We start from the raw sequence: 14,189 nt of genomic DNA, 5'->3' as shown, positions 1-14,189 counted from the left end.
CAAATGTAACATTTTTTTTCACATATTAAATCACTGTGTGACAATCATTATAGCTTATCGTTTTCGCTTTTGTTGTGCGTCTACAACAGCAATTGCTGTCATATTTACAATTTCATCTACACTAGATCCTAATTGTAAAATATGGACTGGCTTGCGCATACCCAACATGATTGGCCCAATAGACTCTGCGTTATTTAGAGTCTTCAATAATTTATAAGTAATGTTTGCTGCATCTAAATTTGGAAAAATTAAGGTATTTACCTTTTTCCCTGCTAATTTAGAAAACGGAAATTTTTCTTGAAGCAATTCATTATTTAAAGCAAAATCTGTTTGTACTTCTCCGTCTACAATTAAGTTTGGATATTGTTTATGTAAAAACGAAACTGCTTCTCGTATTTTTGAAGCCCCTGGATTATTAGATGACCCAAAGTTTGAATACGATGTCATGGCAATTACAGGATCTAATCCAAACATTTTTACAGCTTGAGCGGTCATTGTTGTAATTGTAGCTAAGTCTTTTGCAGATGGATCTACATTTATTGCCGTATCACTTAAAAACATCGGACCACGTTGTGTCATCATTAAATTGGTTGTTGCAACACGTGTTGCGCCTTTAGCCATACCAATAACTTCTAACATAGGTTTCAATACTCTTGGATATGCTCTAGAAAATCCAGAAATTAACGCATCGGCATCGCCTTCACTAACCATCATGGCAGCAAAATAATTACGTTCACGCATTAAGCTTTCTGCAGAATAATACGTTACACCACGACGTTTACGTTGTTCCCAATATACTTTTGCATAACGAGATTTACGATCATGCTCTTCATCAGATTTTGGATCGATAATTTCAAGATCGGCATCAAATTCAATCTCTTGCATTAACGCTATAATCGTATCACGACGTCCTAGTAAAATAGGTGTTGCAATGCCTTCTTCTAATACAATTTGAGCTGCTTTTAAAACTTCAATCTTATCTGCTTCAGCAAAAACAACACGTTTCGGATGCATTTTGGCACGATTGAATAATAATTTAATTAATTTATTATCTGTTCCTAAACGGCCTTCTAATTCTGTTTGATAATGATCCCAGTTTAAAATAGGTTCTTTTGCTACCCCACTTTCCATAGCTGCTTTTGCGACTGCTGGTGGAATTTTCACAATTAACCTTGGATCGAATGGTTTAGGAATTATATATTCTTTTCCGAAAGTTAAACGTGTTTCGCCATAAGCTATATTGACTTGTTCTGGCACCGGTTCTTTAGCTAATTCAGCTATAGCAACTACGGCCGCCATTTTCATTTCTTCATTAATTTTAGTTGCACGTACATCTAAAGCACCTCTAAAAATAAAAGGAAAACCAAGCACATTATTAACTTGGTTAGGATGGTCGCTACGTCCTGTTGCCATTATAATATCGTCTCGAGTATCTATTGCCAATTGGTATTCTATCTCTGGATCTGGATTTGCCATAGCGAACACAATAGGATTAGGAGCCATAACCAACAACATTGCTGGAGTAACCACATCTGCTTTAGATAAACCAATAAGAACATCTGCATCCTTAAGAGCATCTGTTAAAGTTTCAATATCACGATCTGTTGCAAATTCTGCTTTTTCAGATGTTAAATTATCACGATCTTGACGAATTACACCTTTACTATCGCACATAACTATATTTTCACGACGTGCTCCAAAGGCTTGGTATAAACGTGTACAAGAAATAGCTGCTGCTCCTGCACCGCTAATTACAATCTTAGCATCTTCTATTTTCTTCTTTGTAATTTCTAATGCATTAATTAAAGCAGCTGCAGAAATTATTGCTGTCCCATGCTGATCGTCGTGCATGACAGGAATATCTAATTCTGCTTTTAATCGACGTTCAATTTCAAAAGCTTCTGGTGCTTTTATATCTTCTAAATTAATTCCTCCAAAAGTTGGAGCAATCATTTTTACGGTTTGAATAAATTCCTCAACATTTTCGGTACCAACCTCAATATCGAATACATCTATATCTGCAAAGATTTTAAATAATAATCCTTTACCTTCCATAACTGGTTTAGAGGCTTCTGGACCAATATTACCAAGTCCTAAAACAGCTGTTCCATTAGATATTACCGCTACTAAATTACCTTTTGTGGTGTATTTGTATACATTATCTTTGTCTTTTGCTATTTCTAAGCAAGGCTCTGCAACTCCTGGCGAATAGGCCAATGCTAAGTCTCTTTGTGTAGCATATTTTTTAGTCGGAACTACTTTTATTTTACCAGGCGTTGGTTTTGCATGGTAAATTAGTGCTTCTCTTCTCTTGCTTTGTTTACTCATAGTTACTAGTGTTATAGACTTACAAATGTAACAATCCTGAACGTGATACTCTAATCTATTTCACACGAAAATGATAATGTTTTATTAAATTAATAATAAGTAAGACAATGTTTAAGAATAGTCCTTTTTATTTAACAAAAAATGTAAAATACCTAAATATTGCTAGGCGCACTTTAAAAATTAAGATGTCTTTTAAATGCGTACTCACTAAAACCTATAAAAGATATTTTTGTATTTAAACAATACATCTAACAGTAATTTTAATGAGTTAAAAACCAATCGTATTTAGGTTAATAGAACTCGAAAAATCAACTAAATTTACCACATATTTAAGTTAACTACGATCTTAAAAGCCTTCAGTATTAAAACCTCTTATAATCAATGAGTTTCAAATATTTATATTTAATAGCGACTGTGTCTATGTTGAGTTTTTCAGCTCAAGCACAGGGTATTAAAAATGATAGCACTCAAATTTATAAGAAAATTCAAACCTATTCTAAAGGTTCTAAATTCACTAAAACCATACACAAGCTTATTTTTAGATCTACAAATAAAAAGAAGTCTAAAAAAACTGATGTGAAATCGAAAAGAAGTCATCAAATACAACAAGGAAACCCCATAAGAAGCATCTCTATTGAAACGTTAGATCCTTTTGGTTATTCTGTAAAAGACACTACAGAACAACCAGAAAAATGGATAGATAAATTTGGAAATAAGATTCATATTAAATCTAAGAATTTTGCAATTAAAAATTTATTGCTTTTTAAAGAACATACACCCTTAGACACCTTGCTACTGAATGAATCTGAAAGACTTATACGTGCTCAGAGCTTTATTAGAAGCGTAAAGATTGATGTAGAAAAAGCGAACCAAACCTCAGACTCTGTTGATGTTAAAATTAGAGTATTAGATTCTTGGAGCTTAATTGTTAAAGGTTCAATATCTACATCTAAAACAGATATTACTCTTCAAGAACGTAACTTTTTAGGATTTGGACATGAATTTAACAACTCTGTAAAAAAAAGGTACGACGACAAGAATACAGGTTATCAATTTAACTACATTATACCTAATATAAAAAACACCTATATTAAAACAGACATCAATTATAACATAGATTTTGAAGGCTTTTATGAAAAAGATATAAATATTGAAAGAACATTTTACTCTCCATTAACCAAATGGGCAGGCGGACTATATTTAGACGAACAATTTAGTAAAGATTCACTACCAAATGCTCAAAACAATTTTAGTTATGAAAATTTTAAATACAGAACCAATGATTTTTGGGCAGGACATGCCTTCAGGATTTTTAAAGGTAAAACGGTAGAAGAACGAACAACAAACCTGATAACATCTTTACGATATATTAATGTTGACTACAAAGAATCTCCAACCGTAGAATATGATTCTATCAACTTTTTTTCGAATGAAAATTTTTACTTAGGAAGTTTAGCGATAGCATCCAGACAGTTTATTAAAGATAATTATATTTTTAGAGATGGAATTATTGAAGATATACCTATTGGTTTAGTTGCATCACTAACAACCGGATATCAAAGAAAAAACAAAGAAAACCGTTATTATATAGGCTCTAATATTACTGTTGCAGAATATTTTAAATGGGGTTACTTAAGTGGCTATATAGGCTCTGAAACATTTTTTAATCACTCTAAATCAGAACAATCAACTATTAATATTGGAGCCTCATACTTTACCCATTTAATTTCTCTTGGCTCTAAATGGAAAATGAGACAGTTTATAAAACCGCAAATTAATTTAGGAATTGATAGATTAAATACAATTGCAGATCGGGTATCTCTAAATGAAAAATCTGAACCTCTAGGATACGACAGGAATTATTATTTACGGAATAATTACAATGCTAGTATTCCCGGTTTTGAAGCAGATATTTACGGTACCAAAAAATTACTTGTAGCCACGCAAACGCAATTTTACTCCCCTTGGAATCTATTAGGTTTTAGACTAAATCCTTATGTAAATTTTACGGCAGGTACAATTGGAGATAGTTATACTTCGCTTACAAAGAGTAAAATTTATTCTTCTTTTGGTGTAGGTTTTATAATAAGAAACGATTATTTGGTATTTAGTTCTTTTCAATTATCCCTTTCTTTTTATCCCGAAATTCCCGGGCAAGGAAAAAATATTTTTAAAACCAATTCTTTTGAAACGGATGATTTTGGTTTTCAATCTATTAATATTGGAAAACCTAGCACATTATTATATCCATAACCTTTTTTTAATCCTATAAAAATAGTAACTATTAGAACATACTAAAAAGCCTGAGCATTTACAATGTAAATGCTCAGGCTTTTTTCACTCTTTGTTTATCTAAAACTAGTTGTTTAACACTTCTGCGCCTTCAGGTGCAGAAAAGAAGTTGTCTTCTACTGTTGGAGCAAAACTAATATCGCTCACATTAATTTTAGTAATATATTCTCCTAGTCCATCTTTTGCTTCAGGAGACGACCAATACGTTTTAAAACCAGTAGCTAAAACAATACCTTCTACAGTTGTTCGTCCTTCTGTTACTGTTATTTTTTCTGGAGCATGACCACCATTCGGAAAATACTCTGGATAAGAAACAATATATTTAAAAGCATCTACCAAATTTGTTTTTGCATTAATATACATAATATAATAATCATCTGGAGCAGATCCTACACCTGCTTCATAGGTTACTTTAACAACCTTTTGTAATGCACCTTTAAAGTCTTGTTCTGGTAACAACTCTAAGTTTACCCCTTCTCCATCAAACACAAAGGGTTGTCCTGAGAAATATAGTGGAGTTAAAGCCCAAAACTGAGTATCGTAAGTAAAAGATGTACTATCTTTTGCAACAACCCAAGCATCTTTTCCATCCCAGCCATAAACATTTGTTGTATCTGTAATACTATGATGTCTCGCCTTATTACTCCACGTATCTATAGTCTGATACGAATCTCTAATCCCTTTTCCGTTTAAGGGTTGGTAATCAAAATGCATAGAAAAATATCCGTTAGCATACCACTTTTCTAATCCACCGTGTGCTTCCATAGCACGCCATAATACCTGCCCCGCTTCTGTAGAATTTAATCTTTTATTTGCAGATTCTACTCTTTTTTGTATCCATGAATCTGGAATATTATAGTCTGATTGAACTGTTTGAGTTTCTTCCGTAAGTGTTGATTCTTTTTTAGGAGTCTCTTTACAAGCCACAAAACTTAGCGCTAGGCATAAACCTAAAATGTAGTATGATGTCTTCATGATATTGTTGTTTAATAAAGTTTAGTCGAGTTATAGTTCTAAACTTTCAAAAAAAATAATCTTATATCAGAATCTTTAGACTAAGTCTATTTTAAAAAATCAATGTTTCGTTTTAAGCCCGTAAACTTAGTCCGTTTTACTGCCGATTTTCTAAATAAATCCTGAAAAACATCTGCAGATATATCTTCCCAATCGTGTTTAGTCATGGTTAATAAATCGGGATGCGGATTAAAAAGTGGCTCGTTATGTGGTTTTGAAAACCGATTCCAGGGACACACATCTTGGCAGATATCGCAGCCAAACATCCAATCTTCAAATTTGCCTTTTTCAGATTCCGGAAGTTGATCTTTTAATTCTATGGTGAAATACGAAATACATTTACTGCCATTAACAACATAAGGTTCTGTAATGGCTTGTGTAGGGCAAGCATCAATACATTTTGTACATGTACCACAGTGGTCGGTAGTTATGCCGTCGTAATCTAATTCTAAATCAATAATAAGTTCAGCAATAAAATAGAACGATCCCACTTGCTGCGATAATAAATTACTATGCTTACCAATCCAACCTAGACCTGATTTTGCAGCCCAAGCTTTATCTAATACTGGTGCTGAATCTACAAAAGCACGACCATGAACTTCTCCTATTTCTGTTTGAATAGTGTGAAGAAATTCTTTTAATTTCTCTTTTATTACAAAATGATAATCTACTCCGTAAGCGTATTTAGAAAGTTTAAATGTATCTTCCTTCTGAAAGTCTTGCGGATAATAATTCAGTAACAATGACACAACAGATTTAGAACCTTCAACTAATTTTGTTGGATCTAATCGCTTATCAAAATGATTTTCCATGTATTGCATTTGGCCATGAAAATCTTGCTCTAAATACCGTTCCAACCGAGGTGCTTCTGCTTCTAAAAACTCGGCTTTGCTAATGCCACAAGATAAAAAACCGAGGCGTTTGGCTTCGGTTTTAATAAGGCTGGTGTATTTAAATTTTGAAGTCATTTATTTTAAAAACGGTTACGTTTATAAACCTTTTTCTGCTATAATTACAGTTTCTGACGTACTAAATCCGTGAAAATTATTTTCATCTTCTGAAAAGGTTTTAGCCTTAACCTTGAACCCTGATTTAACTAATCGCCCCATTAGTCCTTGAACAGAATAAATTCTTACATGGTCTTCTTGTCCAAAATGTTTTAAGCGTTCTTCAGAAGTAGTAATTGAATCATCTTCATAAATATCTCCAGACTTAAAAGGCGTTTGTATATAACAGATGCCATTGGGTCTTAAAATACGATACAATTCTGCCATGGCTTGAGCGTCTTTATTAATATGCTCTAAAATATGATAGCAAATTACAACATCATAAGTATCATTGGGTACATTTATTGCTTCAATATTATACCGTTTCTGTGCCTGAAACTCTCCCATAAAATCTGAAGTTTCATAAATCACAGTCTTTAACTCCGAAAACTTATAACTTATACTTTTAGATGGAGAGAAATGTAAAACTGATTTGCCATCGACATAATCTTCTAACATGGTCCATAACCGTCGTGTTCTTGATAAACTTCCACAATGTGGACATAATGTATTACCATTCTTTAATCTAACGAAATGGGACATTTTAAATTGACAAATAGGACATTGGAAATTGTTTCCTTTATAAAATACAGAAACCATGGCACGTACTGTATCTTCATGTTTTCGTAACCACTCCTTTGGAATTATTGATTTTGCGACTCTTTTGAGTTGATTATACATTACCAAATAATAATAATAAGTAAATAATAGCTTAAAATAGTCCGCCCTGAACAGCGCCTTTTGTTCTTCCTAAATGCAAATACGCTGCTTCTGTAACTTCACGACCACGCGGTGTACGCATAATAAATCCTTGCTGGATTAAAAACGGCTCATACACTTCTTCAATGGTTTCTGCACTTTCACTCACAGCTGTTGCTAAAGTTGTAATACCAACGGGACCTCCTTTAAATTTATCAATAATAGTCGTTAATATTTTATTGTCCATTTCATCCAAACCATGAGCATCTACATTTAATGCTTTAAGTCCGAATTGCGCAATCGCTAAATCTATAGATCCATTCCCTTTAATTTCAGCAAAATCACGAATACGTCTCAATAATGCATTGGCTATACGCGGTGTACCACGACTTCGACCTGCAATTTCTATCGCAGCATCCATATCCATAGGGACTTCTAATATTTCTGAACTTCGCTGCACAATAGTCGATAGTAATTCTGTAGAATAATACTGTAAACGGCTACTAATTCCAAAACGAGCACGCATAGGAGCTGTTAATAATCCTGAACGTGTTGTTGCTCCAATAAGTGTAAATGGATTTAAATGAATTTGAACCGTTCTTGCGTTTGGTCCAGATTCAATCATAATATCAATTTTGTAATCTTCCATTGCAGAATACAAATACTCTTCTACAATCGGACTTAAACGATGAATTTCGTCAATAAATAACACATCGCGTTCTTCAAGGTTTGTAAGTAAACCTGCTAAATCTCCAGGTTTATCTAAAACAGGACCAGAAGTCACTTTTATACCAACACCCAATTCATTAGCTAAAATGTGAGCCAAAGTTGTTTTTCCAAGTCCTGGAGGACCATGAAATAAGGTGTGATCTAAAGCATCTCCACGACGATTCGCCGCTTCTACAAAAATGCTAAGATTCTCTAAAACTTGATCTTGACCCGCAAAATCATCAAACGATAAGGGTCTTAACGCTTTTTCAACATCTACCTCTTCTGGAGTGAAGTGTTCATTATCTGGATTCAAGTTTTCATTCATAAAAAATTATTCTAAACTAAAGCAAATTCTGCTTTCAACAAATATAGTAAAAATGGCAACTGAAATTATTATAACAGTAGCTTATACTATAAAACGTAAAATATACATTTATTATTACTCTTATTAAGATTAAATAAAAATAATGAATTACATTTGCGGCTAATTTTTTTAAAGAACAATTAAAGACACTTCTAAATGTAAAAAATAAACATAAAAAAACCAGTATGCCGTCGCCAAACATCATACTGGAATAATGCCAATTTAATCTGATTAAAAAAACACTATTTCCAAATATAATGAATAATATAAAAATTGAAAGCGGTTTAATAAACTTCAAGAAAACAGTATGCTACATACTACTCATTGCATTAAATTTTCAATATATAAGTGCACAAAATACTAAAGGGAAGATTTCAGGAACAACCATAGACCAAGACGGTTCTGCCCTATCAAATGTATCTCTACAAATACTAGGGACTAATTTAGGAACTTCGTCTAACGATAACGGGATATTTAACCTTAATGCACCTCTTGGAGAGGTAACCATATCTGCATCGTATATTGGGTATAAAACGATTAAAAAAACGGTAACTATTAATGCGAGTGACATCTATCATGTCGATTTTAAACTAAAGAAGGAATCAGAAAATTTAGATGAAGTGTTAATTGAAGCACATTTTGATAAAGAAAAAATTCCAACAGTATCACGATCTGCAACAAAATCTGCTATAACACTTATGAATACGCCTGCTCCTGTTGTTGTAGTTGCTAGCTATTTATTAGACCAGCAAGCAAATAGTACTATACAAGAAAGTATTAGAAACATAAGTGGTGTTACGCAAGCGGGTAATAATTACAATATTGGAGATAATTTACTTATTAGAGGATTAGAATCTAGTTATTCTTACGACGGTATGTATGGTGGTGGGAGTTTAGGAAACACTTTTAATCCTGTGCGTTCTCAAACTAATATTGAAAAAATTGAAGTCTTAAAAGGACCATCTACTGGGCTTTACGGAATGGGAGCAGCTGGAGGAATTATTAATTTAATTGAGAAGAAACCTTTAGACCATGAGCAATACATCATTGAAACTCGTTTTGGCCAATGGGGACATTATAAAGCTATGGTAGATTTGACAGCTCCATTAACCGATAAATTAAGTTACCGTTTGGTAAGTGCTAGCGAAAGTGAAGATGGTTATAGAAATGTATCTTCTGAAAGATTTGAAAATTATGGAGCTTTAAAGTTTAAGACAAATAAACATGAATTAATACTATCTAGTGCTTACATAGAAGACGCCATTCAAATAGATCCTACAGGTAATCCTGTAAGATTGATAACGACAAGTTTATTAGGCGATCCTAAAAACGGTGGTTATGATTGGGAAAATTTAGTTAATGATACCGCTGTAGATGAAGACGGTAATTATTATGGAGTACAATTAACAGAGGATCAGAGAAAAGGTTTAGCAAATTCATTAGAAACCACAGATGGGTATGAACCTTTTGATATTGGTGATGCAACTTTAGTATCTCCATTGGCAACTCCTAATGAAGGAAAAGAATTTAGAGTAAAATTACGTCATGAATGGAGACCTGTAGAAACATTTACAGCAACAAACCAAGTATTATATAGAAACTATAATTCAGATTATGTACGTCAAACAGGAGCTTTAAACTATTCTTATTATCAGAATAGTGGTATTATCCATGATGGAGTGCGTTCTCCTTTAATAATAGATGATGTTATTTACCCGTATGCAGCAAGACGCCAAGAATACAGAATTGTAAAAGCTCAAGAAAAAATGTTTCAATACTTTGGAGATTTTCAAAAAACTTGGGGTGCAAATAATGCTTTTCATGGAGAACATTTATTAAGTATAAATTATGAAAAAAGACATATTGATTACAGCCAATATTCTACTTGGGATGCAGATGATAGTAGAGCAACAACACCTGTTCCTTACATCTTAGATATTAGAAATCCTAATTGGGGTTCTGGTAGTATTTGGGATTACGATCCTATTTTGAGATCTGAATACGAAAAAACAGTGCAAGGTTATGGCGTTGGATTTCAAGAAGTACTTTATTATAATAAATTTACTGCTCGTGTAGGAGGAGCATATTTAGGCACTAAACAAGATTATAAAGACTTATATAATGATGGACAACTGGTAGATTTTAATGATTCTGGTTTTGCTTATAATCTAGGATTAAATTACAGAGCAATGGATCAATTATCTATATATGGTAATTACTCTATTGGAAGAACAGTTTATAGTGTTACGGAGTCGTTAGATGGAGATGATCGTCCAGATTCTGAATCGAAGTCTATAGATTTAGGATTGCGTTTTAAAACAAAAGACAACAACTTATTGGCTTCACTTGTATTTTTTCAAACTGCAAGAACTAATCTACAATACGCTAATGATGAATATGAAGACGATCCGAATTCTAATAACTACAATGTAAGTGTAGATCGATATTTTTATGATCAAGAAAACAGAACAGAAGGTATTGAATTAGATATAAATTATGTAGTAACTAATTTCTTATCTCTAAATGCAAATGCAACATTTCAAGATCCTAAAACTTTAGAAGGAGAAAATGTCACGGAAGAACAGACCAAAGGTGTACCTAAAACATATGCTCGTTTTTGGAGTCAGTACAAATATTTAATAGGTAAAGCAGAAAACCCATTAAGTTTTAATTTTGGAGTAAGTTATGAAAGTGAAAGATCTATTAACGGTTATAGTTTAGTAGATGCTCACGTAGATAGCTATGTGATTTTTGATGGTGCATTGGCTTATGAAATTGGAAAAAAATGGAATGTAAGATTAAACATTGATAATATTTTTGACAGCAGATATTATGTAAAAGCAATGTATGCAGGAGCATTACCTGGGGAGACAAGAAATTTTCAACTTAGTGTGAGATACAGATTGTAAAAAATGAATTAGCAATATGTATATAATGCGTTTATAACTTAAAAAGTCTCAGAATAAATATAATTCTGAGACTTTTTAATTCAATACTATTAAAGTTATTAAATAAGTTATCTAAAACGCCATCCAACGGCATTTGTACTGCGTTCTAGATTTGCTTCTAGAGTGTCATCTATATTAGGAAAAAAATCTATACCCGTTTCTGCTTCAATTTGATCTACAGAAACAATATAACTTTTAATAGATTTGTTTTCGTTGGGTTTATTAGGCATTAAAAAAGCAATCATTTTAGAATTAGCTCCATCATCTTTAAAGATAATTTTATAAAAATAATTTGGAACTGAAACGTGCTCATCTCCTATGGTTTTCAAGTTCGGAGTTAAGACACCTCCTGTCACTACATATACATCGTTATAAGATTTTGCCCATGTACGTACAGTTTGTTCTAATGCATTCCAAATACCTGCATTAAAATCGTGATTTTGGGGTGAGATATTACTAGTTAAAAAGGTTTCATTATAAGATGCAATAGATTTACGTCTATCAGCTGCAGGACATAAATGCCCTTTATCATAACCCGATTTTTTATAATTTCTCCAATCTGCAGATTTCGTTTTTACTGCTTTATCTTCATAGAAATAAGGCCGTTTTCTATCGACATATACAATATCAGATTTTTTTAATTCGTATGCCACCCATTCCGCCTGTTCATGGCTTTCATTATAAGACAAAGTATAGTTATTATGGTAAATTATTTGTCCGGTTGTAGATGTTGGCAAATAATAAGCATTTTCTTTTTTATCAGTAAGGTCTGTGTCATCCGTATACACTTCTTCAGAAGAGGAATCAGCAGTCTTTAAATATTGTTCATAGACATATACAAATATGATAAGGATAACGCCAACAATAGATAAAAATTTCTTCATAATATATAGAGGTGAGTAAAGTACAAAGAAAAAGCCTTTTCAAACAAATTGAAAAGGCTTTTAATATATTAAGGAGTTACATTTTTAGTGTTGCAACTCTTCTTCTCCTTCTTTTAAAGGGATATTTTGAGGTACAAAATCTACATCATGTCCAGGTTTACTATAATCGTATGCCCAACGGTAAACTACAGGAAGCTCTCCTGGCCAGTTACCATGAATATGTTCTACAGGAGTTGTCCACTCCAAAGTAGTCGATCTCCAAGGGTTTAAAGGGGCTTTCTTACCGTAGAATATACTTATAAAGAAATTATATAAGAATACAATTTGGAAAATACCACCAATAATAGCAAATATGGTAATCACTTTATTCACATCGGCTAAATCATCGAATAATGGAAAATTAGAGTTTGTATAGTAACGTCTTGGTAAACCTGCCATACCTATAAAATGCATTGGAAAGAATACACCGTAAGCACATACTGCAGTGACCCAGAAATGAATATAACCTAAGTTTTTATTCATCATACGTCCAAACATTTTAGGATACCAGTGGTAAATACCAGCAAACATACCATAAAGTGCAGATATACCCATTACTAAGTGGAAGTGAGCAATTACAAAATAAGTATCGTGAACATTAATATCTAAAGCACTATCTCCTAAAATTATACCTGTTAAACCACCTGTAATAAAAGTAGAAACAAAACCTATAGAAAATAACATAGAAGTATTCATCTGAATATTACCTTTCCAAATGGTTGTAATCCAGTTGAAGGCTTTTACAGCAGAAGGAATAGCAATTAATAACGTTGTAAATGTAAATACAGAACCTAAGAAAGGATTCATTCCTGATACAAACATATGGTGTCCCCATACAATTGTAGATAAAAATGCGATAGCTAAAATTGAAGCAATCATGGCACGGTAACCAAAAATAGGTTTACGTGAATTGGCTGCCATAATTTCTGAAACTAATCCCATTGCAGGTAAAATTACAATGTATACTTCAGGGTGACCTAAAAACCAGAATAAGTGTTCGAATAATACAGGAGAACCACCTTGGTAATGTAAAACTTCACCTTGAATAAAGATATCTGATAAGAAGAATGATGTTCCAAAACTTCTATCCATGATTAATAATAAAGCCGCAGATAATAATACTGGGAAAGATACTAAACCAATAATAGCTGTTACAAAAAACGCCCAAATAGTAAGAGGTAATCTAGTCATAGACATCCCTTTTGTACGCAGGTTAAGTACACTAACTATATAGTTTAAAGATCCTATTAATTGAGAAGCAATAAAGATAGCCATTGAAACTAACCAAAGTGTCATTCCCATACCAGAACCACTAGATGCCATAGGTAAAGCAGATAACGGTGGATAAATAGTCCAACCCGCTGCTGCTGGTCCGGCTTCAACAAATAATGAGCCTAACATAACAATACATGATACAAAGAATAACCAATACGATACCATGTTAAGGAATCCAGAGGCCATATCTCTAGCACCAATTTGCAATGGAATTAATAAGTTACTAAACGTACCACTTAATCCAGCTGTTAATACAAAGAATACCATTATAGTTCCATGTATAGTTACTAATGCTAAATAAATATCTGCATCCATAACACCATCTGGAGCCCATTTTCCTAATAAAGCTTCAAATAAAACATTAGGTTGTTCCGGCCATGCAATTTGCATACGGAACATAATAGACATAAGGATTCCAATAATCCCCATAAATATTCCAGTTATCAAATACTGTTTAGAGATCATTTTATGATCTGTACTGAACACATATTTGGTAATGAAAGTTGATTTATGATGATGTCCGTGGTCGTCGTCGTGAGCGTGAGTATCTGCGTGTTCTGACATAATCTTATTTTCGGTTTTTTAAGTC

The 14,189-nt window shown here is 32.9% G+C and carries 9 protein-coding genes; 2 read left to right on the top strand and 7 right to left on the bottom strand.

The window, feature by feature from the left end:
- Window positions 1–54: 54 nt before the first annotated feature.
- Complete coding sequence (locus tag Q1B05_RS01815; RefSeq protein ID WP_299776936.1) at window positions 55–2,328, bottom strand: NADP-dependent malic enzyme; 2,274 nt, start codon at window positions 2,326–2,328, stop codon at window positions 55–57.
- Between the two features lie 381 nt (window positions 2,329–2,709).
- Here Q1B05_RS01815 and Q1B05_RS01810 point away from each other — a divergent pair, with 381 nt between their 5' ends.
- Window positions 2,710–4,581 carry a hypothetical protein gene (locus tag Q1B05_RS01810; protein ID WP_299776934.1) on the top strand — a complete coding sequence of 624 codons (1,872 nt, stop codon included), beginning with the start codon at window positions 2,710–2,712 and terminating at the stop codon, window positions 4,579–4,581.
- A 105-nt stretch (window positions 4,582–4,686) separates the two neighbouring features.
- On the opposite strand, the gene Q1B05_RS01805 is transcribed toward Q1B05_RS01810, so the two are convergent.
- The 4 genes from Q1B05_RS01805 to ruvB form a co-directional block, all read right to left on the bottom strand.
- The gene (locus Q1B05_RS01805) at window positions 4,687–5,595 is read right to left on the bottom strand and encodes a hypothetical protein (protein ID WP_299776932.1); all 909 of its coding nucleotides are present in this window, start codon (window positions 5,593–5,595) and stop codon (window positions 4,687–4,689) included.
- Between the two features lie 86 nt (window positions 5,596–5,681).
- Complete coding sequence (gene queG, locus Q1B05_RS01800) at window positions 5,682–6,602, bottom strand: tRNA epoxyqueuosine(34) reductase QueG (protein ID WP_299776930.1); 921 nt, start codon at window positions 6,600–6,602, stop codon at window positions 5,682–5,684.
- Window positions 6,603–6,623: 21 nt separating this feature from the next.
- Window positions 6,624–7,361, bottom strand: a complete 738-nt coding sequence (locus tag Q1B05_RS01795) for a methyltransferase domain-containing protein (protein ID WP_299776928.1) — start codon at window positions 7,359–7,361, stop codon at window positions 6,624–6,626.
- Between the two features lie 31 nt (window positions 7,362–7,392).
- Window positions 7,393–8,415 (bottom strand): Holliday junction branch migration DNA helicase RuvB, encoded by a 1,023-nt coding sequence (gene ruvB, locus Q1B05_RS01790; RefSeq protein ID WP_299776926.1) that lies wholly within the window; start codon window positions 8,413–8,415, stop codon window positions 7,393–7,395.
- Between the two features lie 296 nt (window positions 8,416–8,711).
- On the opposite strand from ruvB, the gene Q1B05_RS01785 reads away from it, so the two are divergent.
- A complete protein-coding gene (locus tag Q1B05_RS01785) occupies window positions 8,712–11,363 on the top strand; it encodes a TonB-dependent receptor (RefSeq protein WP_299776924.1) in 2,652 nt (883 codons plus the stop codon).
- A 107-nt stretch (window positions 11,364–11,470) separates the two neighbouring features.
- Here Q1B05_RS01785 and Q1B05_RS01780 read toward each other — a convergent pair whose 3' ends face one another.
- Window positions 11,471–12,286 carry a DNA/RNA non-specific endonuclease gene (locus tag Q1B05_RS01780; RefSeq protein ID WP_299776922.1) on the bottom strand — a complete coding sequence of 272 codons (816 nt, stop codon included), beginning with the start codon at window positions 12,284–12,286 and terminating at the stop codon, window positions 11,471–11,473.
- An 84-nt stretch (window positions 12,287–12,370) separates the two neighbouring features.
- Window positions 12,371–14,164, bottom strand: a complete 1,794-nt coding sequence (locus Q1B05_RS01775) for a cbb3-type cytochrome c oxidase subunit I (RefSeq protein WP_299776920.1) — start codon at window positions 14,162–14,164, stop codon at window positions 12,371–12,373.
- Window positions 14,165–14,189 lie beyond the last annotated feature (25 nt).

The sequence above is a fragment of the uncultured Formosa sp. genome (genome assembly GCF_947500765.1).
GTDB lineage: Bacteria > Bacteroidota > Bacteroidia > Flavobacteriales > Flavobacteriaceae > Formosa.
This window is presented reverse-complemented; position numbering and strand designations above follow the sequence as displayed.